Source organism: Bacillus cereus group sp. BfR-BA-01347, from assembly GCF_022663835.1.
GTDB lineage: Bacteria > Bacillota > Bacilli > Bacillales > Bacillaceae_G > Bacillus_A > Bacillus_A thuringiensis_K.
On record NZ_JAKUGG010000003.1, the window covers coordinates 382,390 to 405,371 of the forward strand.

Genomic DNA, 22,982 nt, shown 5'->3' on the forward strand with positions numbered 1-22,982 from the left:
TATCGTCCCTCCTTCTTGCATAGAAATGATATAAGAAGGAGGTTTTTTTATGAGTATATTTCGCTCGAAAAACTCGCGGTTTCGAAAGGGACCTATTGCCTTTCGGTATATACTGCTTATGTCGTTTATTCTTTTTGTTATATTACTTACGCAAGGGTTGTGGATTGTGAATAATAATATTCAGCCGACCTTAATTAAATATGGGGAAGTAGAGACACATAAAATGGCGACAGCAATTATGACGAAGGCGGTAAAGGATCGAATTAATGAAGGATTCGATGTCGATTCATTAATGAAAGTACAGAATGATAAAAACGGAAAAGTATCCACAATTAATTTAAATACGAAGCAAGTAAATGAAATCGTAACGTCAACGACCACGTACATAGAAAAATATTTGCAACAAGTAGAACAAGGGAAGTTGAAGGAGCTAGGTATTTCTGAAAAAAACGGGGCGACTATGGCAGTTCCTTTTGGGCGTGTAACGGATAATGCACTTCTTGGTAATATAGGACCAGATATTCCAATTCATTTCACGCCAATTGGTCATGTGAATACAGATATTAAACAAAAAATTGAGCCGCATGGGATTAATACTACAGCGATTCAAATTGTTATGGAAATGGAAGTAACATTGCAAGTAATTATTCCATTTCATACGAAAGAGATAACGGTGAAACAAAATGTTCCAATTGCGACGCGTATCGTTCAAGGGGAAGTGCCTACGTATTATGGAAGCGGAAGTGTTGCTGTACCTGATAAAAAGAAAACAGATAGTTAATTGCATATAAAGTGAAACTCGGCTGAGCCGGGCTTTTACTGGATAAAAAATAACCGTAGCAATGCGCTACGGTTATCGTTTTGTATTTGCTCGTTCTTTGCGTTCCCAAAGGCTTAAATGCATGTATGGATCGAAGGCCCATTCTGTATAGCCATTGTCTTTATACATGCCAAAATGTAAGTGGGGTGGAAATTTTCCGGCTGTACCAGGAGGTCCATAACCAGTGCTACCAACAAATCCGATTACTTTTCCTGGTTCAACAATTTGTCCAAGCTGTATTTCTTTTGAAAACCCGCCTAAATGGGCGTAATAATGGTAATTGTTATGAAGGTCACGGATACCAATGCGCCATCCACCAAGGCGGTTCCAACCTTTCGTTTCAATAATGCCATAGCAAGTCGATCTTACTGGCACGCCATATCCGGCGAAAATATCGGTTCCTTCATGAATCCTTCTGCCGCCAAAACTTCTTCCAGCGCCGAAAGTACTACGGTAGCTATGGTCACTACGAATCGGAAGAGGAAAAGCATTTCCTTCTAAATTAATACGTCCATAATGTTTATAAATTTGGGCGTATTCGCTAATTAAATCAACTGTTTTTGCACGTCTATAATATTCCCAAAGCATAATTTTAATACGGTCTTCTGACGTTCCTTGTTTCCTTAAAATAGTGGCTGCGGTATGCAGAAGATCACGGTCGCTATTTGCATTTGCAAATCCATCTTTGTCACCATCTAAACCTATTCCGCCAAATAGAGAAATTGTATGGGGGAGAGTATCGTTACTATTAATAGGCCCAGCCCATATTTCTGGTTTGAAATAAAGGGAAATGATGGCATCTGGTTTTTTCGGAATATCTTTTCTTACGCTCCGTATATTTCTTTCATATTGATCCATTGCAGCTAAGTAATACCATGGAATGCCTGAAGACTGCTCGGTTTCTTTATATAGTGCCATGCGCTTTTCGTATATGCTTTGCTGATTATCTTCACCGTAAGCGATGTTTTGGTGGAGAAGAAAACAAATAGAAAGCAAAAGAGAAATTTTTCGAAGCATGAAATAGACTCCTTTCACAACATCACTCTTTTTAGTGTGGGATATACGGAGTATTTCATTATAGGGAACGATTGGAAAAAATCTTAGAATCTTCATTTGAGCAAATCGCTTTCATACGTTAGAATAGATATGTTACATTGAAAGAAGCGAACACGGTAAACTATTTCATATTGTGCGGAGTTGATAACCATGACAAAACAAACAGAATATAAGCGCAAGCCCGAATGGTTGAAAATTAAGTTAAACACGAATGAAAACTATACAGGCTTAAAGAAAATGATGCGTTCTAAGAATCTTCATACCGTTTGTGAAGAGGCAAAATGTCCGAATATTCATGAATGCTGGGCTGTAAGAAAAACAGCAACATTTATGATTTTAGGTGCGGTTTGTACACGTGCTTGTCGTTTTTGTGCGGTTAAAACAGGCTTACCAACTGAGCTTGATTTACAAGAACCAGAACGCGTAGCAGATTCAGTAGTTCAAATGGGCTTAAAGCACGTTGTTATAACAGCGGTTGCACGTGATGATTTAAAGGACGGGGGAGCAGCTGTTTTTGCTGAAACAGTACGCGCAGTACGTCGTAAAAACCCATTCACGTCTATCGAAGTATTACCATCTGATATGGGTGGAGTAGAAGAAAACTTAAAAATGTTAATGGATGCAAAACCAGATATTCTAAACCATAACATTGAAACAGTACGTCGATTATCTGACCGAGTTCGCGCTAGAGCAAAATATGAACGTTCATTAGAGTTTTTACGTCGAGCGAAAGAAATGCAGCCTGATATTCCAACTAAATCGAGCATTATGGTGGGCTTAGGTGAAACGAGAGAAGATTTAATTGAAGCAATGGATGACTTACGTGCAAACAATGTGGATATTTTAACTCTTGGGCAATACCTACAACCATCTAAGAAGCATTTACCAGTTCTTAAATATTACCCACCAGCAGAATTTGCAGAGCTTAAAGAAATTGCACTTAGCAAAGGATTTAGCCACTGTGAAGCTGGCCCACTTGTGCGTTCTTCTTACCATGCGGATGAGCAAGTACGTTCTGCAAAAGAAAAAACAGCAGAAGCTAAATAATGAAAAAAGAGAGCTAGCGATTAGCTCTCTTTTTGTTTGTACTCTAAAACGGTATTTGTACATGTTAATAAAATCTTTTTTAATTCTTCTGTGGATAATTCAATTGTAAATTCAGGAACACCAGGTGTAATTAAAATTTTATCGTACGTATAAATAGCGTTATCCACAATAATTGTTACATCGTGTGAATATCCGAAAGGAGCTACACATCCCGGCGTACAACCAGTTTTGTCTCGCAGTTCATCAGGAGAACAGAGAGATAAGCGTTCTCCTGTTAGCTCTTTCATCTCCCCCCGGTTGAGCCTTGTGCCCTCTAACGTAAAAAATACGTAATAATCTCCAGACTTTGATTTTAAAAATAAGCTTTTACTTGGAGTGCCTTGTAAGCCAAGTCTCTCACGTACGATCCGATCCGTCTCATAATCGAGTACTGGTTCGTGTTCGAATTTTTCATAAGAAACATTTGTTTTATGTAGTAAAGCAAGTACGTCTTCGTACATATGAAATGATACCCCTTTCTATTGTTAGAACAGTCTCTTCTCGTGGCGTCAACTGAATGTTTTGGAAAGGGATATTACTTGGACGATGCTTCCCATAAGCGTTTTATGATACATTGTTCGTCGATTGTAATTTCGTAAATATCAGGATTGGTTAAAGTTCTCCATTCATTAAAGCCAATCGTATGATCAAAATGCTTTAAAATGAGCGTAAGTAAATTGCCATGTGTAACAAGTAGTGTTGTCGTATGGTTTAATTGTAAAACGTCTTGAATAAGCGAAATGGCACGGTCTGTTGCTTGTTTTGTTGACTCTCCGCCTGAAAAGGCAATATCTATGTTCGTAAAAGTGGATTCTAGTTTTTGCATCCAATCATCCATTGGAACGTTGCTCAATATGCGTTCAGTTAATCGTTCATCTTCTTGGATAGATAAGTTAGCTTGGAGCGCATAGGGCCGAATGGAATCGATAGCTCGGACAAATGGGCTTGAAATAATATGATCGATTTGTAGATGATTTTCTAAGAGGAATGTAGCAAGAGTATTTGCTTGGTCTTTTCCATCGGTCGTTAATTCATCATCACGTTTTTGCCCAGTTGCTGAACAATGTCGTATTACAATAATTTTCTTCATAATTCATCCCCATCTTTCAAGTTGACGCTATATACTTCGACAAATGTGGAAATAATTCCTTTTTCTTGGAAACGGCATATTGATTTAAATATGTGGAAAATTAATGTGGATAATGAACATTTGAGGTGCAATCATGAATAAAATGATATGTATTGTATTTAGTCTTTGTTTTTTTATACACTTGTCCACAACTTATGCAGAGTCGAATCAAAAAGTAAATTATCCAAGCAATCGAAATAAGTCATTTGTGAGTGAGGATGTTTTTTATAAACAGTTAGACAAGAAAATCTATAAAGAATACAATAATGCAGCATATAGTGTTCGGAAAAAAATCTTATTTAAAGAAGTGGCTGATGAAGAATTTTCTTTCCTACAAAAAACAGCCATGGGTCGTCGGAGTAGTGTGATGCTTCAAGATTTTTTTGTTCATCCTGATCGCCAAGTTTATTTTTTCGCTTCCTTTTCTCAAAATGAGGTAGAAGAGTTTCATAAATATATCGTTATAGATGCAGAAACAAAGAGGGAGCTGCAAGAGGGCAAAAGTTATCATTAGTGTGGTAATTCATATAAAAAATAAACCACCAATTTTGGTGGTTTATTTTTTACTCCGGCACACTCATTAATTTCGCTTTCATCTTGCGAATAAGAACGACAGCGCCAATTGTACAGAGAAGTGTAATTCCTTCGGCAACGAAGAGATTGATTGTTTTTGTTTGGTAAAGTGCCGCGAAAAAGTCTACAAATGCGTGGAATAGTATAGCGTATACTAGGAAGATATATTTCTTCTGTTTTACTGCGTATAAAACAAGCATTGTAAAGGCGATTTGAAGCACGAGTGCCATAATTCTTTCTAAGCTACCAAGGAAGTATAAGTAGGCAGGTTGCTGAATTAACATGTCCTGTAAAATGCTGAGCTCGGGTTTTTGTTCAATCAGTCGAGCGAAGCTACCATCGTTAATAGAATTAGCGAAGATTAATGCTTGTAATGCAGAAAAACCGCCAATTAAAATAGATTCAATTCCGCCGTGACCTATTCCATAAGCGAAGCCATCTTTATATTCTAGATATTTTTTTAGTAAGAAGAAGAAGGCAACGAAGCGTCCTAATTCTTCAAAAATACCAGCAGTCAATCCGCCATAAATTGCGAAGACAAACGGATTTTCTAAAAATGGAGCGATTGTTGGATTACCGCGCATAAATAGGTGGAATGGTGTTTCAAGAATTTGGGTAAATCCGATAAAGATAAGAACACCAATGCCGACCACTTTCCAATTAATATGATATTTTTTACGGAAATAAACGAGTACGATAATTGGGACCAGAATCGAGACAATGAGTTGAAAGATGATGCTGGCAATTACAGTATTTGAAACCATACTTTCACCGCTTTCTAATATATGTACATATCTATTATGCATGAAATAGGGGAGAGATGAAACTTTTAGAAAGAAAATGAATTTACTTATTGACTCTAACGTTGCGTCATACTTTATCGTATGTACTAAGGGGGGATACAAATGACAATGAGAGTAAAAGAAGTAGCTGATTTAGTTGGAATTAGTGTGCGCACACTGCATCATTACGATGAAATTGGGTTGTTAACCCCAGACGAGACGACAGAGTCTGGATATCGTCTGTATTCCAATGAAAATTTAGAGACGTTGCAGCAAATTTTGTTTTTTAAAGAACTAGGCTTCCCTTTGAAGAAAATTAAAGAAATTATCATGAGTCCATCATTTGATCGCGAAGAGGCACTACAGCTTCATAAGAAAATGCTTCTTGAAAAGCGTGCCAGATTAGATAAGGTGATTGCGACGATTGATAAAACAATTCAGCATACAAAAGGAGAGATTGAAATGACGAATAAAGAGAAATTTGAAGGATTCGATTTCAGCCATAACCCATATGAAGAAGAAGCACGTGAAAGATGGGGAGACGCAGCTGTAGATAAAGCGAATGAATATGCGAAAGGTATGTCAAAAGAGAAGCAAGAAGAGTTTAATGCTATTTACAGAAATTTAGCGGCACTTAGACACGGTGCACCTGATTCCAAAGAGGCGCAAGAAGCTATCAAAGTATGGTACGATTACTTGCAAAACTTTAGTCACTATTCATTAGATGCTTTTAAAGGACTCGGCCAAATGTACGTCGCTGATGAGCGCTTTACGAAAAATATCGATAAGTTTGGCGAAGGTTTAGCGCAGTTTATGTGTGATGCAATGGAAGTTTATGCGGATCGTAATAAAAAATAAAAAGTAAAACAGGTGGAGATTTTCTCCACCTGTTTTACTTTTTAATCATATCATTCAAGGTCTGATCTCCCGTATTGTTCAAATGAGGATTTTTACTCATTTCACGTTTTAGCATATCGAGGCTTTGCGTATATTCTGTATCATTTAATGCGCCAGATTGAAGGCCTTGAATTTGGGAAATCAACTTTTGGTCTGTTGATACATATGCTTTATAATAGCGAGGGACGATGGACAAAGCAGCTCTATATACTTGATCCGCTACAAGTTTTGGATCCGTTGTGTTTGCACGATATACAACAAATACTTCATCATCGGTAACGAGTGTAGCAGCGTTTGTAACGTCAGGAAGTTTGACGGTCATGCTTGTAATCATTTCAGCGACTTTCTCGCGATTAATGGCCCCTACTTGTTTGTTAGATACTTCATGCTTTTGTTTAGAAGAATAACCGACTCTTGTGAGTCTTGTATTTGTATTTTCCGTATGATACATGTCATTTTTATTGGAAACAAGAACACGGCTTCCTTCTTCACGTTCCATTTCGGCTTTATTTGCTGGCTGGCAGCCTGCAAATAAGGAAAGAGTGAGGAGAGAGAGCATAATTTGTTTTTTCACGATGTATCACCTCCTTCTCCATAGCATGCACTAATTTTCAATTTTTTGTATTTGAAATTGTTGGTTGGTATGCTTTGTGATACGATAAAAAGAAGAATGCTTAGAGAGGAAGTTAATGATGGAGCAAAAGCAAGAGCAAGAGATTCATGCTACGGTGAGCATTAATAATGTTCAGTACGAAGTAATTAAAAACTTTCGTGACGGTTTTAGTGAAGAAGCATTTAAAGAGCGCTATGCAGAAATTTTAAATAAATATGATTATATCGTTGGGGACTGGGGATATGAGCAACTTAGATTGCGCGGATTCTTTGATGATAGTAACCAACGTGCGACATATGATACGAAAATTAGTACGTTAACGGAGTATTTATACGAGTACTGTAACTTCGGTTGTGCACACTTCGTATTAAGAAAAGCGAAGAAATAAAAAAATCCTCTTACAATTGTAAGAGGATTTTTTGCATATGCTCGCTTACAAACAAATCGAGATATAATCGCCTTCAGAAAGTATTGTATTTGGCTTCATTTGTTGTCCGTTCAATTGAATATCCCTATTTTTAATTTTATCCACAATGAGTGTACGGCTCCAGTCAGAAATATATGTGGATAAGGCTTTATCGATGCGGTGGGAACCGAAAATGAGGTCTAATACAAGCGTGATTTCGGCTATGCCGTTTTCTTTATGTTGCATAATGGAAATAGTAGTAGTTGTTTCGGCTTGATCTTGCTGGGTCATATCGATCGTTTCAACGTGATCAGTAAATGATTTATAAATACGCAGTTTTTGATTCCACGTATGATCTTTCGGACATTTATAAATAGCAAAGCGGTATATGTTTTTTCCATTGGCGTTATGCCTACGAATATTCGTATCAGTAAATAGGGTAGTACGTCCGCAATTTTTACAATATTTTTCGATTGTGTGTTGCTGATTTTCATATAAACTCCAAGAAAGTTGTACTTTCTGCATTTTCCTTCACCTCTTATAGTAGTGGCAAAGAAACGTAATACAGCTATTTGGATGTCTTGTAGTATGAAGACATGAGAAAAAGACAAAAATAAAAGGAGGTTCCCCAAAGAGGAACCTCCGTAAACATCATACTACAGATGCAATACGTTCCTTTGTAATGGGAATGGGCAGACTACTCCCTTGAAAAAGCGTGGTGCTTTTTTGAGAGTAATGCTATCCAATTGCTGGTCCATTACAAAGTAAATGTTGGCATACGTAGATAACGTCCTTTCTATCCAAATAGATTTATTCTTCATTATAACATATAATACTGAAAATTCAAAATAATAAAGGCGAAAAAACACCAGCTAAAATAGCTGGTGCATACGATAAATTATATAAGTTCAAATAAAAATGAGCGTAATTCTTCTGCAATTTCTTCAGTCATAGAAAATGCGTGCTCTAAGTAGCCTGGTTCGTTTAAATCGTCAGCACCGATAATTGCAAATTTATTACTTTGCATATCAAGTACAATTGTTTTACCGTAATGACGATCGGAGTATAAAAGCGCTAAATCATGACGCTCATTTTCTCCCATAAAGCTAACGAAACGAGTTTTTGTAGCGACAGTATCGTCGTACAGAAAGAAACGTTCTTCCATACACATGGCTCCTTTATTAAATATCTAAGTTTAAGTGTGGTTTATGATCTAAATGGTGATGCGTTTTAATGAATCGTACTGTTCTTGTTTTGTAACGCATTACGATAGAGTATGTTTCAGCTAAATCTCCGCCAAGGAATTTAACACCGTCTAATAACTCACCAGCAGATACACCAGTTGCTGAGAAGATTGCATCATCCCCAGATACTAAGTCATCTAACATAAGAAGTTGACGAGGATCTTCTAATCCCATTTCACGACAACGAGCTTCTTCTTCTTCGTTCATTGGAACTAAGCGAGCTTGCATTTCACCTTCAAGACATTTTAATGCTGCTGCAGAAATAACGCCTTCTGGAGCTCCGCCAATACCTACGAATAAGTCAATACCTGTTCCAGGTAGTGCTGTTGCGATTGACGCACCAACATCACCGTCACCAAATAATTTTACACGTGCACCTTTAGCACGAACACGATCGATAATATCTTGATGACGTTCACGTTCTTGAACGATAACTGTTAGATCGCGAATCTTTTTATTGTTAGCTTCTGCTACAATTTCAATTGTTTTTTCAATTGGATCATCTAAGCTAATTTTACCAGCTGCTTTTGGACCAACCGCGATTTTTTCCATGTACATATCAGGAGCATGAAGAAGGTTTCCTTTATCTGCGATTGCGATAACTGCCATTGCATTTGCAAGACCTTTTGCAACGATGTTTGTACCTTCTAGTGGGTCAACGGCGATGTCTACTTCTGGACCGTTACCTGTTCCTAGTTCTTCACCAATATACAGCATCGGTGCTTCATCAAGTTCTCCTTCACCAATTACAACTGTACCTGCCATGTTTACTGAATCAAACATATCACGCATTGCTGTAGTTGCTGCATCATCTGCTTCGTTCTTCTTTCCGCGGCCCATCCACTGTGCGGATGCTAATGCTGCTGCTTCTGTTACACGGACAATTTCTAGTGCGAGTTCACGTTCCAAGATTTCATTCCTCCAATTTCAAAAATCATACAAATATAACTATAACAAATAACAGAGAAAAGGTGAATTCGAAAAATTGTCGATTTTTTCAGAAGAAAGCGTTACAATTAAAATGTAAATGCTTTAATTTCCAGGTAGGTGACATTCATGTATTTTGTAGACAGAAAGAAAATAGAACAAATGCTAGTATGTTTAGAACGAGCAACAAGTACATTTCAAGAGAAAAAGATATATGAAACCGAGTTTGAATTTTATGCATTAGAGCGCATAGCCCATCTTATTATTGATACTGTATTAGATGTAGGAAATGCGATGATTGATGGATTTATTATGCGCGATCCAGGAAGTTATGAAGATATTATTGATATTTTAATGGATGAGCGAGTGATAAGTGAAGAAGATGGACAAGGGATGAAAGAAATTATCCTTCTTCGAAAAATGCTTATGCAAGATTATATTCAAATGAATCATGATGAATTATATAAGACGATTCAAAAACATATTGCAGTGGTAGAAAAATACCCAGCAAATATTCGCAGTTATTTAGAAAAGGAATTAGGACCTGTATCTGCATTTGTACCAGAATAATTATGCTTATAAGATCCCCAGAGAATGCCTTTTGGGGATCTTATATTGTATGTGAGAAAGAAAAGGGAGAAGGGTGAAGTATGGGGGAAGCACGTACTACGAAAGACGAGATTGTACAATTGTTGAAAGTAAAGGGAGAGCACACGGTAGCGGAACTAGCTGACGTTTTAGAGATTACAGAAATGGCAATCCGAAGACATTTAAGTAATCTTGAGAAAGACGGACTCATTTATTCTAAGATGGTAAGGCAACATGTCGGAAGACCAACTTATTTGTATGGATTAAGTGAAAAGGGAGAAGATACATTCCCGAAAGAGTATAAGCAATTTGCGATTGATATGCTAGAAGATTTAGCTCGAATGGGCGATGAAAAAATACTTCGTTATGTTTTAAAAGAGAGAACGAAGCGAATGGAAGAACAGTTACAAAAGCGAGTGAGTGATCAAAAGAATTTAGCATATAAAGTGCAAGAGATAGCAGCGATGCAAGAGAAAAATGGTTATATGGTTCAAATTAAGAGAGACGGAGAGAACTCTTTCGTAATTGAAAAACAAAACTGTCCGTTAAAGGAAATTGCAGAGAGATTTCCGCAAGTATGTGAAGATGAAAAAGAGATGTATAAGCGTTTATTTGCAGGGGCAGATGTAAAGACGTTAGCAAACATGTGCGAGGGCGATTGTAGTTGTTCTTACCAAGTAAAAGAGAAAAAATGAACGTTATGGGGCGCTTTAAGGTAAAGCGTTTTTTTCTTTGTAAAAAGCGGGTAATATAAGAATGGTATGATAAGGTGAGAACGTTAGCATAGAAGGAGAGACATAATCGATGTATAAAGGGTACTTAATTGACTTAGACGGTACGATGTATCGCGGAGAAGAACAAATTGAAGAAGCAAGCGACTTCGTAAAAGCATTAGGAGAGCGCGGCATTCCATATTTATTCGTTACGAATAACTCAACTCGTAAACCAGAACAGGTAGCAGAAAAACTTGTTCGTTTCGATATTCCAGCGAAAGCAGAGCAAGTATTCACAACGAGTATGGCGACTGCGAACTTCATTTATGAACGTAAACAAGACGCAACTGTATATATGATTGGTGAAGAAGGCTTACACGATGCACTTGTGGAAAAAGGATTTGAACTTGTGGATGAAAATCCTGATTTCGTTGTTGTTGGTTTAGATCGTGACATCACATATGAAAAATTAGCAAAAGCTTGTCTTGCTGTGCGTAACGGCGCAACGTTTATTTCTACAAATGGAGACATTGCCATTCCGACTGAGCGCGGATTGTTACCAGGTAACGGCTCATTAACATCAGTTGTAGCAGTATCAACAGGTGTGGATCCAATCTTTATCGGAAAACCAGAATCAATCATTATGGAACAAGCTTTAAAAGTGCTTGGCATAGAAAAAAATGAAGCATTAATGGTTGGGGATAACTATGATACAGACATTTTAGCAGGAATAAATGCTGGTATGCATACCCTTCTTGTCCACACTGGAGTCACAACTGTGGAGAAGTTAACAGAATATGAAGTACAACCAACGCAAGTTGTGCATAACTTGACGGAGTGGATTGAGAAGATGTAGTGAAGAAAGCTGTTCCAAACTTTGGAACAGCTTTTTTTATTCCTGCTATTTGCAGGCAGCCCGATTGGTGTGGGCTAACATTCAGTTGTGACTAGTGTCGATTTTTGTCGGTAAGTCGATATATTTTAAAAATCGCCGATATAATCTGAGTTGCGCCGATATATTTAGAAAATCGCTGATATAATCTGAGTTGCGCTGATTTAATTTTATTAAAAAGCACGATTCACAACGTCTTTAACCTCTTCAAGATATTGTTTACGCACACTGTTATCCACAGAAGGAACACTTGTATAGAATGTATGCTCAATTGTTTCAATGCCTGTAAATTCAAAAATACCAACATCCGCTGTTTTCTTCATTGCATCAAACATGCCGCCTGCTGTGTATGCTTCTTTCGTATTGCCCATTGTAGATAATAATAACCCTTTTTTACCGCTTAATAACTTCTCGATGCCATTTTCACCGTAAGCATAAGCGAAGCCGTGGCTAAATACACGGTCAACGTATCCTTTTAAAATAGCAGGAAGTCCCGCCCACCAAACTGGATAAATAAATGTAATGCTGTCAGCCCAAGAGATATGCTCTTGCTCTTCTTTAATATCTGCTGGTGTGTTTCCTTGAGAAAATGAGATGAAATCGGAAGCGCCTAATACTGGATTGAAGTTTAATTCATATAGATCGCGAACGCGTACTTCATGGCCTTTTTCTTCTAATTTACTTTTTACCGTTTCTAAAATCGCATGGTTGAAGCTTTCTGTATTTGGGTGTGCATAAACGATTACATGTTTCATTGTTCTTCCTCCTATTTGTGGATATGTGAATAGTTATTTGTATATCTGTAACTATTATGGTTACTGCTTTTGTAGAAGTCAAGTAATACATATGTATGTATAAAAAGACGCCCGAAAATCGCCTTTTTATACCCCGCTCATACAAAGTACAAAAAAGACAAATAAAATAATGACAATACCAATGCCGAAGTTAAATACGAGAGTACTATCCATATATGTAGCCTCCTTGCTTGAAAGTAAAAAGCACTCTAGTTAAGAGTGCTTTTTTATTTTGAATCTACTTTATAATTTTTAGAAAGTGATTCATGCGTGTAATGATTTACATTATTTTATGTATTTATACTTTGAAATGAGTAAGTCCTTGTTGGATATAGAAAAAAAGACACTCGTTGGAGTGTCTTTTAAGATGACAAAATGTGCCAATTGCTTGAGGTTGATAAGACGCTAATTTCCGTGTTAACGCCTTTTCTCTAATCAAGAAGTGTAGCAACAGCGATTCAAATAAATTGTACCACTTGTTTAATGGCTGTGCGTATGTAATTCTGCATATTGCAATTAGAGGGAAATTTAATGTGAAAAATGAATGAGTAAATATATAGAATATTTGATAAGGAGTGAGAAGATTGGATATACATGTGTTAACAAAAGAAGAAGCGATGGAGATAAATACGTGGGCGTACGAGGAACCATATAATTTATATAGTTTTTCAGGCGAGAAAGAAGTAATGGAAGAGCTATTAGATGGAATGTATTATGGCTGTTGTGACGGTCAAGGAGAGTTCATCGGTTATTTTTGTTTTGGAGCAAATGCACAAGTACCAGGTGGAAGAGATGCTAATTTATATGGTGGAGAAGATGTGATTGATATCGGACTTGGCATGAAGCCGGCGTTAACTGGGAAAGGAATGGGGAAAGAATTCTTCCAAGCTGGAATAGCGTTCGCCACGAAAGAGTTTAATGCAAAAATGTTTCGATTAAGCGTAGCGACATTTAATACAAGAGCAATTACGTTATATAAAAATATCGGATTTAGACAAGGGACTATTTTTTTGAGTCGCGGAAGAGAATTTATGCTGATGGAATACGAAAGGCCGTCAGCATGAAACTGACGGCCTAGAAAACATTATTATTCTGAGTGCTCAGCTCGGTGCGCTAAACGGCTTGACGCAGCGGCAGCGATTCCGCCGACGATATCATCAAGGAATGTATGCACCTTTCCAGTTGATTTATCATTTAAGTATTCTAAAATACCAGGTTTTAATTTATCAATATATCCAAAGTTCGTGAAACCGATAGAGCCATACACATTCACGATAGAAAGTGCGATAACTTCATCAATTCCGTATAAGCCTTCATCACGTTTTACAATATCTTGTAACGGCTCACTTAGCATTCCCTTTTCAGCAAGGACATCAAGCTCGATACCAGTAATCAGTGCGTTTTGTACTTCACGTTTTGATAGTACACGTTCTACATTGTAACGGCATTCTGACATCTCTAAATTTGGATGATATTTTTTTTGAAGAAAATGAACAAGCTCAGCAATATCGTCAATTGTTACACCGCGCTCTTGTAATAGTTGTAATGCTCTTTCTTGTAGTTGATTTGATTCTTTCATGTTTATCACCTTTTTTTCTTTTTAGTATTTGTATACGTTTCGTTGCTTTATCATGTGCATAGGAATGAAAGGCGAGCACAAGCTCATATATATAAAGAAAAACCATAGGTGGCGACTGCGATGATTCATCATATTTCTGAGCATTATCACATGCATGTTAAAGAATTAATCCCCCTTGGCCCCTATAAAAGCTTTTGGATTCGCAACAAAATTTATGTACTTGTTCCAATTGGAGACATGGAGGAAGAAGTACTTGTAGAGATGAAAAAGCTCAGTGACTATATGAACCAGCAAGGGGATATAACTGTAGCGACTTTCGTTCCGACTATACACGGCTACTATGTAAGTGAGATAGAAGAACAAAATTACTGCTTATTAAAAGGTATGCGTGCATTAGAACGACATGCTACATCATTAGGAAGTGAGCTTTCTATATTCCATAAACGAGGTGCTTTTTTTCCAGAAGAGATCGAGCAATTAAGCCGCATTGGTGAATGGAAAGCGTTATGGGAAAAAAGGCTCGATCAATTAGAAAAGTTTTGGCAATCACAAGTGATGAACCACCCTACAGACGTATTCGATCAATTGTTTATTGAATCCTTCCCGTATTACTTAGGAGTTGCAGAAAATGCAATTCAATATGTTGTCGATACAGAGATGGATGATACGCCCCAACTGACTGATGCAGCAACAATTTGCCAAGAACGATTTACACCTTTATTATGGCATCAAACGAAGCGTCTCAAACTCCCTTTTGATTGGGTGTATGATCACCCAACTCGAGATATAGCAGAATGGATTCGCTATATGATGATTGAAAAAAAGAAAGACTGGGATCAAACAATCGTTCAATTTGTTACAGATTATGAACGGAATTACTCGCTGTCCTCATTTGGTTGGCGCTTATTATTTGCAAGGCTCCTGTTCCCGCTTCACTATTTTGAAACGGTCGAACGATATTACCAAACTGGAAACGAAGAACAAAAAAGCATATATAGAGATCGCTTAGAAGCCATTTTACACGATGTGAACCGCTCAGAGCAATTTATGAAGCACTTTTATGGCTCACTTCGTTTACCAGTAGATAAGCTTGGGATTAGAAAATTAGATTGGTTATCTTAAAAATATAAAAAAGAGACCGAGTGAGGTCTCTTTTTTATATACCACAATTTTATGTAATACATTATGCCCCTACCTGCTGATCTGTACATATATTTAAAACGAATTGATGCTTTTCGAGCTTTTCATTTACTTTATCCAATAATTCTTGCTGGATTTCTTTAAATAAACATTGGTAGCTCGCATTCCATGTTGGTATAACAGATGAAAGGTCTAATAAATACTCTTTTTTCTTTTCTAGTTCTTGAATTGTTAAAAAAGTGTTCCCCATTCTTGGCATGTGTCGTCCCCCTATGTTTTTTTCTATATATGTGTGAACGATTCTATATTATTAATTATCGCATTTTTTGAGAAGGATTTCCAATTTTGTTTTATGATGTTAACGGATAAATGTAATTTGAATAAAAAAAGGAGACCAAATTTGGTCTCCTTTTAGAAGGCGATTCTGAACGAGCCGCTTCCGCTTTTAGTTATCCAGCTCCAGCGGCTAAAATGTTCGGTGGCTTCGCTTCTTCCGCCGAGGCAAAAAGCGCCTCTATGTCAGAAGCTCCATCCTCCTCACATTTTGAACGAGTCGCTTCTGCTTTTAGTTATCCAGCTCCAGCGGCTAGAACAGTCGGCCATTTCGCACCTTCCTGCGAGGCAAAAGCGCCTCTTCGTCAGGAGCTCCAATGACCTCCTGTTCTGAATGAGCCGCTTCCGCTTTTAATTAAAATACTTGTTCTACTTCAATAACGCCTGGTACTTCTTCAAGTAATGCGCGTTCGATACCAGCTTTTAGTGTGATTGTAGAACTTGGGCAGCTTCCGCATGCACCCATAAGGCGTAATTTTACGATACCTTCTTCAATGTCTACTAATTCAACGTCTCCGCCATCGCGAAGTAAGAATGGACGTAATTTATCTAATACTTCTAGTACTTGTTCTTGCATATGTGGGTTTTCCATTTTTATCGACTCCTTTCATCAGTTTTATTATAATCAAGATAGAGGGGAAAATCTATTTTTTCTGTTCTTGTTTTAATGTTGAAATTTTTTATCATGTTTACAACGTGTTTTTTCAGTATAGGGGTATGGAATAAGTTTGTAAAATGATGTGCTTATGTAATAAGACATCTGAATATACTGTTGAAACAAGAAGTGGGGGAGAAGAAATGGTTAATGTGCAAGTGTATGGGACGAAAGTAATTTGTGCGAGCTGCGTTGGAATGCCATCTTCAACAGAAACGTTTGAGTGGTTACAAGCGGCGATTGGTCGTAAATATGAAGGACAAGAAAATAAATTTAATTTCGAGTATATTGATTTTCAAGAAGAACAAGAAGATGAAGATAAGAGAGCATTCGCTGAGCGCGTAGTGGAGGAAGATCTATTTTATCCGGTCGTTCTTGTAAATGGAGAAATTGTTGGAGAAGGAAATCCTCGTTTGAAGGATGTTTACGAAGAAATCGAGAAATATTTATAAAGCAGGAAGCCTTTGCGAATTTGCAAAGGCTCTTTTTTATTGGAGGGATAGATGTGAAAAACGGAGTGAAGCATGCGTTACCAACGGAAGTACGACAGTTAATGGAGCAGTACACAGTAGAATTAAAAGAAATTTTTTTAGATGAAAAAATAGTCGGCGTATATATTTACGGGTCCATCGCACTAGGCGCATTTCATAAGGAAACGAGCGATGTTGATTTTGTTACAGTGATAAATGATTCCGTGAATGAAGCTGAAAAACAGCAGCTTGTGGAACTACATAAGAAACTTAGTGATAATACGCTAGGTAAAAGAATGGACGGTATGTATATTCCGCTTGCTGATTTAGGGAAATACAATGATGAAATAAACGAGTATGTGTATTGTGCAGATAGTAAAGCTAATGTTGGTCATTGGGACATTAATGCGGTCACATGGTGGACGTTGAAAAATCAAGGAATTACAGTTACCGGAAAAGAAGCAGAAGATCTTCCGCTGCAAATACAATGGAGTGATGTAGTAAATACGATGAAATATAACGTAGAACAGTACTGGAGTGAAAAGGCGAAGAAGCCATATTTATTTTTTATAGAAGAGTGGGTAGAATCAGCTGTCGTTACGATGGGACGTATTTTATATACACTAGATTATAAAACAATCGTTTCAAAAGATAGAGGATTGCAATACTTGTCAGAACGTTCAGCGGAAGAATGGGAGCTTTTATTAAAAGAAGTAGAGCGAATACGGCACAATCCAAAAGAAAAGCGAATGCTCTCAAGGTGGAGAAGGGCAGATATGACGAAGAGGTACTTACTGCATTTAATTGAAACATGTAAAGAGAAATGGTAGGGAAAAAACCGATGATACAGTAAATTGTATCGTCGGTTTTTGTGTTGGAAATGGTATATAATGGTTTAAAAGGTTTAATTATACTGGAGGGGATAAGATGAATATAGAATTAGCTACATATGAAAAAAAGAATGTAGTAATGAGTATGCGCGAAGTAATTAGCATGATAATAATTATTTTTGGAGTAATGTATGGAATTGGTTTTTTAAACATTATATATGACTCTTCCTTATATCCATGGTATGTAGATCATCTTATTCCACCTTTAACATTTCTTACTATTATTTTTATATATTCACCAGCAAGAAATCACTGTGTACAGTTAGTAAAATCAATACAGTTCAATAATTTTAAACATTATGTAACGATAGTAATAACAACGATTGTAATGCTTATGTATCTTGCGGTATTAAATGTAGTTTTACCACATGGGCTTGGTGTGGATGAATCTAATATAGTAATAGAACCTACTACAAGTGAAATCATTCTATACGTAGTTGTGCTCACAACTTTTGCGCCTATTTGGGAGGAAATTGTATTTCGAGGTATGTTTTTTATGAAATTATCTCAGCGCTTCTCTACACTTAGTAGTGCTGCTATAAGTGCTTTCATATTTACTTTAGGGCACCCCCTTACAGTAGGTAGTATTTTATATATTTTTGGTATGGGTATATGTTTAGCATACACATATAAGAGAACGAAGAATTTACTCGTTCCAATTGGGATTCATTTATTAAATAATTCGTTTTATTTATTAGTAAATTTTCAACTATAAAAAGACGTCTTTTAAAAAGGAAGTCTTTTTTATTTTGTAGTAGATAGAAAAGTATTTACAAGCATTGTGTAGAGGAAAGATAATAGAAAAAAATATGCGCATGGGGGAAGATGATGAGTAAATATAAATTACATATAGATAAAGAACAACTATGGAAAGGCTGCGTTTTAAATTCGATTGCCCATGCAATTAATGTAGCGCATTGTCCAGATTTCTCACATGAAAGTTCATGGGATGGATTTAACTATAGTATGCAAGATAGCCAAGGGGGACAAGGGACAATTACGTTTCATCCGAATTACACGATTGTATGTCTTCAAGATGTGAATAGCGAGAGAATTGATGAGTGGATTGATGCGAAAAATTATTTTGAAGGGGCACCTTCGGAAGTAATAGACATTGCGAAAGAAGAAGCTCTTCAATACGTATTAGAAGAAGTAGAAGGCGAAACAGTGCCTTTCATTACAGCAGCATTTTGGATTGAGGAGAGCGGTGCATATTCAATTGATTCATTTGAAGAGATAGAAGAGCATGGCGGATCCTTATTAGAAATCCCGCTACTTAATCTGCACTCAGCAATGGAAAGATTAGAAGAAGAATATGAGCTGACAGAAGAGCAAATAGAGCTTTTACAACTCGTGTATGAGAGAAAAATCAAAAATCCAAATGAGGAAATTATGTTGTCTAAAGAAGAAGTAGCGATGATTGGAACGGAAGATAGCGAAGGATTGGAAGTTAGTAAGGAGTCATTTGCAGAAATGAATATTACTTGGGAGTTGTAGGGGGGGGATAAAATATTTCTGATTTAAAAAGTTACAAGAGGAATATAAAGTACTAGTAGAAAGCACAATGTGAAATTACATTGTGCTTTCTACTAGTTTTTTCATATACATATCAACTTCGTGAAAGAATATGGGCTCTTTTTCCTTGGTATTCAGATGCACGGCGCAATGTAAATATTGCTGTAAATAGCGATTAGCTTGTTCGTACTGTTTTAATTTGTAGAAAGAAAAACAGGTAAGAAGTAGAGATGCTTTTTCTTCTAATATTGGAACGACAGCTAGTACCGGAGTAATGGAATGTATATTTATTTCCACTAAATTTTCATAAGATGCCCACGTTTGAAACCAGTCGAAAATAGTAGAAAGGTAATTCAGAATGTTGATAGTTTCATGTGAAACATTATGCAATAGCTGGTTCTGTTTGATATGTATAGGCTCTATTCTCGTTTGTAGAATGCAATCGAATATTGAAATGTTTTCTTTTATTTGTAATTGGTTCGTAATAAGCTGCGGGAGACCGATAGGGTGGACTCCTATATTTATATAAAAATCATCTCCAAACTGGCTTTTTTGTATGTTAATGAGCTTATAAAATCCGTTTTCAGCTTTGAAAAATGTATGTCTTTTTTTCTTAAAGCCGATTGGTTTTAAAGTGGCGTGTAAATTTGTAATAAAATCTTGCTCCTTTTTAGAGCCAGGCTTATTCTTCGTCATATTCATAAGTAGTTAAGTTTTGTAAGAAACTTTCAAAGTTAGGTGCTAATTCAATAATTTCCTCAAACTCATTATCGATAAATATAACTGGAGGATTTTCAGCTACATTTCGATAGTCTAATGCAATCCATGTATGTCCATCACCAGATAAAAGTACGATATTCTCAGGCATTTCCCATTCTCGAATTAAATAGCGGCTCTCTAAAATACTAGATTCATTTTCATCAAAAGAAATACCATATAAACCAGATACATTAACGTGATCGTCTGCCCAAGAATTTGGCTTTGAAGTAGGGTGAACATCGAGACGAAGAGTTCCCCCATTTTGTTCTTTTAGAAGGTTTATATATGATTCTGGAAGCTTTACGTTCAGTACTTCTTCTGCTTTTTTGATTAGTTCATCGTTAATGGGTGCTAGTTTTAAATAGTCATCGTCTGCCCAAATTGTACTCTTCATATTCGGTCACCCCAAATAATAGTTTTAAGAATCTTATGTCATATATTATAGTTAGTTTAGATAACACGCAATAGAGGGAGGGACGGAGTATGGATGTGTATGAATACCTTGATCACGTAAATTCTAAAGAAGATTTATTAAAATTTCTTGTATACCTCCAAAAGGATTTTAAAGTGAATAAAGATGAATGGGAGAATGTAGAGGTAGAGACTTATTTAGAGGCATTAAATGGTTGGTTAGGTGATTATGAAGGTGTTTATATAAATCAAGGGGAGAAGCTTCCAGAAAATATTCCATGGAAGTTTATTGCTCAAATGTTACTTGCGGCAGCTCATTATGAGTAAAATTAGATTTTTAAAAGATAGAATGGAGAAGATATCATGATTAACCATAATAAAATTAAACAACTTTTAGCACATGTAGATCGTGCTGAGGATAATGAAATTGAGCTAGAGTATGAATCTGAACCTATGACGATAGAATTGTTTAATAGTGAAGAAATAGAAGAAGGGCAACTTGGTTATAGTTTTGATGAAGAAGGGCAAAGCTTAGCAGGGAATGAAGAAGGAGATTGGAAAGATGGATGGATTGTAATAGGGATAGATTCCTATCTTGGAGATCCGATTTTTGTAGATAGTAATGATGAGAACTGTCCAGTTTATACAGCTATGAACGGTGAGGGAGAATGGGAGCCGGAATGTATAGCGGAACGTATAGAAGATATTATTGAGAAAGTGAAGGGGAATGTGTGAGAAATAAAATAGTATTTCAATATGATTAAGAGGGAGGAAATGTAGTGAATATATAAAATAATTAACTTAGTGTATTAAAGGTATGATACACGATTATTTTAATATATTTAAAAGTAAAATGAAATAAGAAACGGATAATTGTCGGAATATATTCGATTTCCGTTCACTTTTATGAAATATGTGTACTTTTTGTTAGATTCCTTCATTTTGTACATATACAATAAATGTATATAGAAATAAGAAAAGGATGATGTACGTGAAGGACACTGTTTTACAAGAAACAATTTCTCAGCAAGAATTACATAAAGTTGTTCAAAAAAATACAGCTTATTATGATTTTAAGTGGGGTAAAGTAGAAAATCCTGCGCAAGGGAATACATGGAATTGGGTAGCCTTTTTCTTCCCAACCTTTTGGTTAGCTTATCGTAAAATGTATAAGTTATTTATTATATTTGCGTTATTGGCTATACCTAGTATAGTTATACCCCCTTTTATAGATATTCCAGATGGGATTTATGTAACATTTAGTTTAGCTCTTCAATTAGGAATGATGATATTTACTGGATGGCAAGGAAACCGTTTATATTATAAGCATGCTGTTCGTGTTTTTCGTAAGGGAGAAGATGCGTCTGATCATGAGAAGGCGTATTTCTTACAATCAAAGGGCGGCGTTAGTGTAGCTGGTATGATTGGTTTACAGATTATAGTCGGGATTGTGTTTGGTTTAGCTGCGTTCGGGCTGTCCTTTTTACCAACTGAGCCGAATATTAAAAACGTTGTTCGTTCAAGTGATGAAGGGGTTACTTTAGAAATTATGACAGATAACCCAACTTGGAAGTTTGTGAAGAAAGAAAAAGAGTATGACGTAGTAGAGTTTACTGGTTATGATTATACAGAGAAGAAAAACGTGAAAATAAAATTTGCTGTTTATTTCGATGAAGATTATTTCGAGTGGCAAGAGGTATACGAGAATAATAAGAAGTTAAGTGAAGAAGAGTTAGAAGAGTATCAATTTTATATTGAAGAAAATAGTTGGAGTTTCTAGAGCGAAACTCGTTCATTTTGGAAAGAAGGACCTTGTGAAGGTTCTTCTTTTTTTATTGGAAACACCATACAAATTGAAATTTTGTAAAATACAATAAAAAATGAGAATTTGAGGTAGGCTTGTCAATAACGTGAGACTATGGCACTATAAAGAAATGCTATACAAATTTTATTTATCGAGATGTAAACATCAATTTTGATTTTTACGTATAAATAATGAACGGAGGAAATGAATTTATGGCTACTTTACCAAATTGTCCAAAATGTAATTCAGAATATACGTATGAGGATGGCGTTCTTTTCGTATGTCCTGAGTGTGCTCATGAGTGGGGCCAAGAAGCAGAAGCTGAAAATAATGATGGTGCAAAAGTTGTAAAAGATGCGAACGGAAACGTTCTTCAAGACGGCGATGCTGTTACTGTTATTAAAGATTTAAAAGTAAAAGGAACTTCTTCAGTTGTGAAGATCGGTACGAAAGTAAAGAGTATCCGTCTAGTTGATGGCGATCACGATATTGATTGCAAAATCGACGGTTTCGGAGCTATGAAGTTAAAATCACAATTCGTTAAGAAGGCGTAATAAAAAAGAGGAGGCGGGTATGGTCATCTCCCTGTCAAGTAGACAGTAATAAAAAGAGTATTATGCCACGGCCTTTTCCCGATATTCTATCGGGGAAAGGCCGTGAAGTTTTTCTTGGAATCTTTCTGTATTATAAAACTGAATATATTCTTGAATTGCTCGGTAGGCCATTTCATATGTTTTTGGGCGCACTAAATACAACTTCTCTGTTTTTAAATGTGAGAAGAATGATTCGATACACGCATTATCAAAACAGTTTCCACGTCTAGAATGACTACCGACAAATCCTAATTTCTCTAACTGTTTTGCGTAGGATTTAGATGTATATTGAAACCCTTGATCTGAATGGAAA

33 protein-coding genes are annotated in these 22,982 nt (G+C 36.4%); 18 read left to right on the top strand and 15 right to left on the bottom strand.

Going from position 1 to position 22,982, the window contains the following annotated elements:
* The first annotated feature begins 49 nt into the window (after positions 1–49).
* On the top strand, positions 50–781 hold the full coding sequence (gene yunB / locus MR143_RS07985; protein WP_000021793.1) for a sporulation protein YunB: 732 nt from the start codon (positions 50–52) through the stop codon (positions 779–781).
* A gap of 72 nt (positions 782–853) precedes the next feature.
* On the opposite strand, the gene MR143_RS07990 is transcribed toward yunB, so the two are convergent.
* Entirely contained in the window at positions 854–1,837 is a 984-nt protein-coding gene (locus MR143_RS07990) for a M23 family metallopeptidase (protein WP_000944665.1), read from the bottom strand.
* A 189-nt stretch (positions 1,838–2,026) separates the two neighbouring features.
* On the opposite strand from MR143_RS07990, the gene lipA reads away from it, so the two are divergent.
* Positions 2,027–2,923, top strand: coding sequence for a lipoyl synthase (gene lipA, locus MR143_RS07995; RefSeq protein ID WP_000166372.1), 897 nt, complete (start codon positions 2,027–2,029; stop codon positions 2,921–2,923).
* Positions 2,924–2,943: 20 nt separating this feature from the next.
* Here lipA and MR143_RS08000 read toward each other — a convergent pair whose 3' ends face one another.
* Positions 2,944–3,423 carry a YbaK/EbsC family protein gene (locus MR143_RS08000; protein WP_000272748.1) on the bottom strand — a complete coding sequence of 160 codons (480 nt, stop codon included), beginning with the start codon at positions 3,421–3,423 and terminating at the stop codon, positions 2,944–2,946.
* 74 nt (positions 3,424–3,497) lie between these two features.
* Entirely contained in the window at positions 3,498–4,052 is a 555-nt protein-coding gene (locus MR143_RS08005; RefSeq protein ID WP_000721052.1) for a histidine phosphatase family protein, read from the bottom strand.
* A 133-nt stretch (positions 4,053–4,185) separates the two neighbouring features.
* Here MR143_RS08005 and MR143_RS08010 point away from each other — a divergent pair, with 133 nt between their 5' ends.
* Positions 4,186–4,605, top strand: a complete 420-nt coding sequence (locus tag MR143_RS08010) for a hypothetical protein (RefSeq protein ID WP_001038436.1) — start codon at positions 4,186–4,188, stop codon at positions 4,603–4,605.
* Between the two features lie 49 nt (positions 4,606–4,654).
* On the opposite strand, the gene MR143_RS08015 is transcribed toward MR143_RS08010, so the two are convergent.
* Entirely contained in the window at positions 4,655–5,470 is an 816-nt protein-coding gene (locus tag MR143_RS08015; protein WP_002164224.1) for a YhfC family intramembrane metalloprotease, read from the bottom strand.
* Positions 5,471–5,569: 99 nt separating this feature from the next.
* Here MR143_RS08015 and MR143_RS08020 point away from each other — a divergent pair, with 99 nt between their 5' ends.
* On the top strand, positions 5,570–6,304 hold the full coding sequence (locus MR143_RS08020) for a MerR family transcriptional regulator (protein WP_000178780.1): 735 nt from the start codon (positions 5,570–5,572) through the stop codon (positions 6,302–6,304).
* Between the two features lie 34 nt (positions 6,305–6,338).
* Here MR143_RS08020 and MR143_RS08025 read toward each other — a convergent pair whose 3' ends face one another.
* A complete protein-coding gene (locus tag MR143_RS08025) occupies positions 6,339–6,917 on the bottom strand; it encodes a YhcN/YlaJ family sporulation lipoprotein (protein ID WP_000744207.1) in 579 nt (192 codons plus the stop codon).
* Positions 6,918–7,032: 115 nt separating this feature from the next.
* Here MR143_RS08025 and MR143_RS08030 point away from each other — a divergent pair, with 115 nt between their 5' ends.
* The gene (locus MR143_RS08030; protein ID WP_000970507.1) at positions 7,033–7,344 is read left to right on the top strand and encodes a YutD family protein; all 312 of its coding nucleotides are present in this window, start codon (positions 7,033–7,035) and stop codon (positions 7,342–7,344) included.
* 45 nt (positions 7,345–7,389) lie between these two features.
* Here MR143_RS08030 and MR143_RS08035 read toward each other — a convergent pair whose 3' ends face one another.
* From MR143_RS08035 to glpX, 3 genes are all read right to left on the bottom strand, one after another.
* Positions 7,390–7,887 (bottom strand): cytoplasmic protein, encoded by a 498-nt coding sequence (locus MR143_RS08035; RefSeq protein ID WP_202822326.1) that lies wholly within the window; start codon positions 7,885–7,887, stop codon positions 7,390–7,392.
* A gap of 373 nt (positions 7,888–8,260) precedes the next feature.
* The gene (locus MR143_RS08040; RefSeq protein ID WP_000392611.1) at positions 8,261–8,527 is read right to left on the bottom strand and encodes a DUF3055 domain-containing protein; all 267 of its coding nucleotides are present in this window, start codon (positions 8,525–8,527) and stop codon (positions 8,261–8,263) included.
* 16 nt (positions 8,528–8,543) lie between these two features.
* A complete protein-coding gene (gene glpX / locus MR143_RS08045) occupies positions 8,544–9,515 on the bottom strand; it encodes a class II fructose-bisphosphatase (protein WP_000439090.1) in 972 nt (323 codons plus the stop codon).
* Between the two features lie 147 nt (positions 9,516–9,662).
* Between glpX and MR143_RS08050 the strand changes: the two genes are divergently transcribed.
* From MR143_RS08050 to MR143_RS08060, 3 genes are all read left to right on the top strand, one after another.
* Complete coding sequence (locus MR143_RS08050) at positions 9,663–10,103, top strand: DUF86 domain-containing protein (protein WP_000274009.1); 441 nt, start codon at positions 9,663–9,665, stop codon at positions 10,101–10,103.
* A gap of 80 nt (positions 10,104–10,183) precedes the next feature.
* Positions 10,184–10,816, top strand: a complete 633-nt coding sequence (locus MR143_RS08055; RefSeq protein WP_000503343.1) for a helix-turn-helix transcriptional regulator — start codon at positions 10,184–10,186, stop codon at positions 10,814–10,816.
* Between the two features lie 109 nt (positions 10,817–10,925).
* Positions 10,926–11,690 (top strand): TIGR01457 family HAD-type hydrolase, encoded by a 765-nt coding sequence (locus MR143_RS08060; protein ID WP_000276467.1) that lies wholly within the window; start codon positions 10,926–10,928, stop codon positions 11,688–11,690.
* Positions 11,691–11,899: 209 nt separating this feature from the next.
* Here the strand turns inward: MR143_RS08060 and MR143_RS08065 are convergent, their stop codons facing one another.
* Entirely contained in the window at positions 11,900–12,481 is a 582-nt protein-coding gene (locus tag MR143_RS08065; protein ID WP_000683454.1) for an NAD(P)H-dependent oxidoreductase, read from the bottom strand.
* 623 nt (positions 12,482–13,104) lie between these two features.
* Here MR143_RS08065 and MR143_RS08070 point away from each other — a divergent pair.
* On the top strand, positions 13,105–13,584 hold the full coding sequence (locus MR143_RS08070) for a GNAT family N-acetyltransferase (RefSeq protein ID WP_000351219.1): 480 nt from the start codon (positions 13,105–13,107) through the stop codon (positions 13,582–13,584).
* 23 nt (positions 13,585–13,607) lie between these two features.
* Here the strand turns inward: MR143_RS08070 and MR143_RS08075 are convergent, their stop codons facing one another.
* Positions 13,608–14,099 (bottom strand): phosphatidylglycerophosphatase A family protein, encoded by a 492-nt coding sequence (locus tag MR143_RS08075; RefSeq protein ID WP_000665103.1) that lies wholly within the window; start codon positions 14,097–14,099, stop codon positions 13,608–13,610.
* A gap of 120 nt (positions 14,100–14,219) precedes the next feature.
* Here MR143_RS08075 and yutH point away from each other — a divergent pair, with 120 nt between their 5' ends.
* Positions 14,220–15,221, top strand: a complete 1,002-nt coding sequence (yutH, locus tag MR143_RS08080; protein ID WP_000581258.1) for a spore coat putative kinase YutH — start codon at positions 14,220–14,222, stop codon at positions 15,219–15,221.
* A 61-nt stretch (positions 15,222–15,282) separates the two neighbouring features.
* On the opposite strand, the gene MR143_RS08085 is transcribed toward yutH, so the two are convergent.
* Entirely contained in the window at positions 15,283–15,498 is a 216-nt protein-coding gene (locus MR143_RS08085) for a hypothetical protein (protein WP_001137785.1), read from the bottom strand.
* Positions 15,499–15,927: 429 nt separating this feature from the next.
* Positions 15,928–16,164, bottom strand: a complete 237-nt coding sequence (locus MR143_RS08090) for a NifU family protein (RefSeq protein WP_000431159.1) — start codon at positions 16,162–16,164, stop codon at positions 15,928–15,930.
* A 206-nt stretch (positions 16,165–16,370) separates the two neighbouring features.
* On the opposite strand from MR143_RS08090, the gene MR143_RS08095 reads away from it, so the two are divergent.
* The 4 genes from MR143_RS08095 to MR143_RS08110 all read left to right on the top strand — a co-directional run bounded on the left by MR143_RS08095 (position 16,371) and on the right by MR143_RS08110 (position 19,084).
* Positions 16,371–16,679: a YuzD family protein gene (locus MR143_RS08095; protein ID WP_000248593.1), complete on the top strand. Its 309-nt coding sequence runs from the start codon at positions 16,371–16,373 to the stop codon at positions 16,677–16,679.
* A 53-nt stretch (positions 16,680–16,732) separates the two neighbouring features.
* Complete coding sequence (locus MR143_RS08100) at positions 16,733–17,527, top strand: nucleotidyltransferase domain-containing protein (protein ID WP_002181020.1); 795 nt, start codon at positions 16,733–16,735, stop codon at positions 17,525–17,527.
* Positions 17,528–17,624: 97 nt separating this feature from the next.
* Positions 17,625–18,302 carry a CPBP family intramembrane glutamic endopeptidase gene (locus tag MR143_RS08105; protein WP_001019405.1) on the top strand — a complete coding sequence of 226 codons (678 nt, stop codon included), beginning with the start codon at positions 17,625–17,627 and terminating at the stop codon, positions 18,300–18,302.
* 113 nt (positions 18,303–18,415) lie between these two features.
* A complete protein-coding gene (locus MR143_RS08110) occupies positions 18,416–19,084 on the top strand; it encodes a hypothetical protein (protein WP_000049688.1) in 669 nt (222 codons plus the stop codon).
* Positions 19,085–19,159: 75 nt separating this feature from the next.
* On the opposite strand, the gene MR143_RS08115 is transcribed toward MR143_RS08110, so the two are convergent.
* Together MR143_RS08115 and MR143_RS08120 are read right to left on the bottom strand one after the other, a co-directional pair.
* On the bottom strand, positions 19,160–19,798 hold the full coding sequence (locus tag MR143_RS08115) for a DUF4304 domain-containing protein (protein ID WP_002181021.1): 639 nt from the start codon (positions 19,796–19,798) through the stop codon (positions 19,160–19,162).
* Positions 19,785–20,255 carry an SMI1/KNR4 family protein gene (locus MR143_RS08120; RefSeq protein WP_000843108.1) on the bottom strand — a complete coding sequence of 157 codons (471 nt, stop codon included), beginning with the start codon at positions 20,253–20,255 and terminating at the stop codon, positions 19,785–19,787. Before MR143_RS08120 ends, MR143_RS08115 begins: the two co-directional genes overlap by 14 nt.
* An 89-nt stretch (positions 20,256–20,344) precedes the next feature.
* On the opposite strand from MR143_RS08120, the gene MR143_RS08125 reads away from it, so the two are divergent.
* The 4 genes from MR143_RS08125 to phnA all read left to right on the top strand — a co-directional run bounded on the left by MR143_RS08125 (position 20,345) and on the right by phnA (position 22,630).
* Complete coding sequence (locus MR143_RS08125) at positions 20,345–20,599, top strand: DUF7660 family protein (protein WP_000383679.1); 255 nt, start codon at positions 20,345–20,347, stop codon at positions 20,597–20,599.
* Positions 20,600–20,635: 36 nt separating this feature from the next.
* Entirely contained in the window at positions 20,636–21,007 is a 372-nt protein-coding gene (locus MR143_RS08130; protein WP_000607081.1) for a hypothetical protein, read from the top strand.
* Between the two features lie 247 nt (positions 21,008–21,254).
* Entirely contained in the window at positions 21,255–22,052 is a 798-nt protein-coding gene (locus MR143_RS08135) for a DUF2628 domain-containing protein (protein WP_003303348.1), read from the top strand.
* A gap of 236 nt (positions 22,053–22,288) precedes the next feature.
* Positions 22,289–22,630 carry an alkylphosphonate utilization operon protein PhnA gene (phnA, locus tag MR143_RS08140; RefSeq protein ID WP_000212737.1) on the top strand — a complete coding sequence of 114 codons (342 nt, stop codon included), beginning with the start codon at positions 22,289–22,291 and terminating at the stop codon, positions 22,628–22,630.
* A gap of 60 nt (positions 22,631–22,690) precedes the next feature.
* On the opposite strand, the gene MR143_RS08145 is transcribed toward phnA, so the two are convergent.
* On the bottom strand, positions 22,691–22,982 hold a 292-nt coding region (locus tag MR143_RS08145), incomplete at its 5' end, for an IS3 family transposase (protein ID WP_242280698.1).

Coding starts and splice junctions, on each gene's coding strand:
- MR143_RS08130 (WP_000607081.1), top strand. CDS start 20,636: ATGATTAACCATAATAAAATTAAACAACTTTTAGCACATGTAGATCGT.
- MR143_RS08120 (WP_000843108.1), bottom strand. CDS start 20,255: ATGAAGAGTACAATTTGGGCAGACGATGACTATTTAAAACTAGCACCC.
- MR143_RS08005 (WP_000721052.1), bottom strand. CDS start 4,052: ATGAAGAAAATTATTGTAATACGACATTGTTCAGCAACTGGGCAAAAA.
- MR143_RS08075 (WP_000665103.1), bottom strand. CDS start 14,099: ATGAAAGAATCAAATCAACTACAAGAAAGAGCATTACAACTATTACAA.
- MR143_RS08000 (WP_000272748.1), bottom strand. CDS start 3,423: ATGTACGAAGACGTACTTGCTTTACTACATAAAACAAATGTTTCTTAT.
- MR143_RS08055 (WP_000503343.1), top strand. CDS start 10,184: ATGGGGGAAGCACGTACTACGAAAGACGAGATTGTACAATTGTTGAAA.
- MR143_RS08085 (WP_001137785.1), bottom strand. CDS start 15,498: ATGCCAAGAATGGGGAACACTTTTTTAACAATTCAAGAACTAGAAAAG.
- MR143_RS08060 (WP_000276467.1), top strand. CDS start 10,926: ATGTATAAAGGGTACTTAATTGACTTAGACGGTACGATGTATCGCGGA.
- MR143_RS08035 (WP_202822326.1), bottom strand. CDS start 7,887: ATGCAGAAAGTACAACTTTCTTGGAGTTTATATGAAAATCAGCAACAC.
- MR143_RS08125 (WP_000383679.1), top strand. CDS start 20,345: ATGGATGTGTATGAATACCTTGATCACGTAAATTCTAAAGAAGATTTA.
- MR143_RS08065 (WP_000683454.1), bottom strand. CDS start 12,481: ATGAAACATGTAATCGTTTATGCACACCCAAATACAGAAAGCTTCAAC.
- MR143_RS08110 (WP_000049688.1), top strand. CDS start 18,416: ATGAGTAAATATAAATTACATATAGATAAAGAACAACTATGGAAAGGC.
- phnA (WP_000212737.1), top strand. CDS start 22,289: ATGGCTACTTTACCAAATTGTCCAAAATGTAATTCAGAATATACGTAT.
- MR143_RS08095 (WP_000248593.1), top strand. CDS start 16,371: ATGGTTAATGTGCAAGTGTATGGGACGAAAGTAATTTGTGCGAGCTGC.
- MR143_RS07990 (WP_000944665.1), bottom strand. CDS start 1,837: ATGCTTCGAAAAATTTCTCTTTTGCTTTCTATTTGTTTTCTTCTCCAC.
- MR143_RS08050 (WP_000274009.1), top strand. CDS start 9,663: ATGTATTTTGTAGACAGAAAGAAAATAGAACAAATGCTAGTATGTTTA.
- MR143_RS08015 (WP_002164224.1), bottom strand. CDS start 5,470: ATGCATAATAGATATGTACATATATTAGAAAGCGGTGAAAGTATGGTT.
- MR143_RS08030 (WP_000970507.1), top strand. CDS start 7,033: ATGATGGAGCAAAAGCAAGAGCAAGAGATTCATGCTACGGTGAGCATT.
- yutH (WP_000581258.1), top strand. CDS start 14,220: ATGATTCATCATATTTCTGAGCATTATCACATGCATGTTAAAGAATTA.
- MR143_RS08020 (WP_000178780.1), top strand. CDS start 5,570: ATGACAATGAGAGTAAAAGAAGTAGCTGATTTAGTTGGAATTAGTGTG.
- lipA (WP_000166372.1), top strand. CDS start 2,027: ATGACAAAACAAACAGAATATAAGCGCAAGCCCGAATGGTTGAAAATT.
- MR143_RS08135 (WP_003303348.1), top strand. CDS start 21,255: ATGATGTACGTGAAGGACACTGTTTTACAAGAAACAATTTCTCAGCAA.
- MR143_RS08040 (WP_000392611.1), bottom strand. CDS start 8,527: ATGGAAGAACGTTTCTTTCTGTACGACGATACTGTCGCTACAAAAACT.
- MR143_RS08115 (WP_002181021.1), bottom strand. CDS start 19,798: ATGACGAAGAATAAGCCTGGCTCTAAAAAGGAGCAAGATTTTATTACA.
- MR143_RS08090 (WP_000431159.1), bottom strand. CDS start 16,164: ATGGAAAACCCACATATGCAAGAACAAGTACTAGAAGTATTAGATAAA.
- yunB (WP_000021793.1), top strand. CDS start 50: ATGAGTATATTTCGCTCGAAAAACTCGCGGTTTCGAAAGGGACCTATT.
- MR143_RS08105 (WP_001019405.1), top strand. CDS start 17,625: ATGAATATAGAATTAGCTACATATGAAAAAAAGAATGTAGTAATGAGT.
- MR143_RS08010 (WP_001038436.1), top strand. CDS start 4,186: ATGAATAAAATGATATGTATTGTATTTAGTCTTTGTTTTTTTATACAC.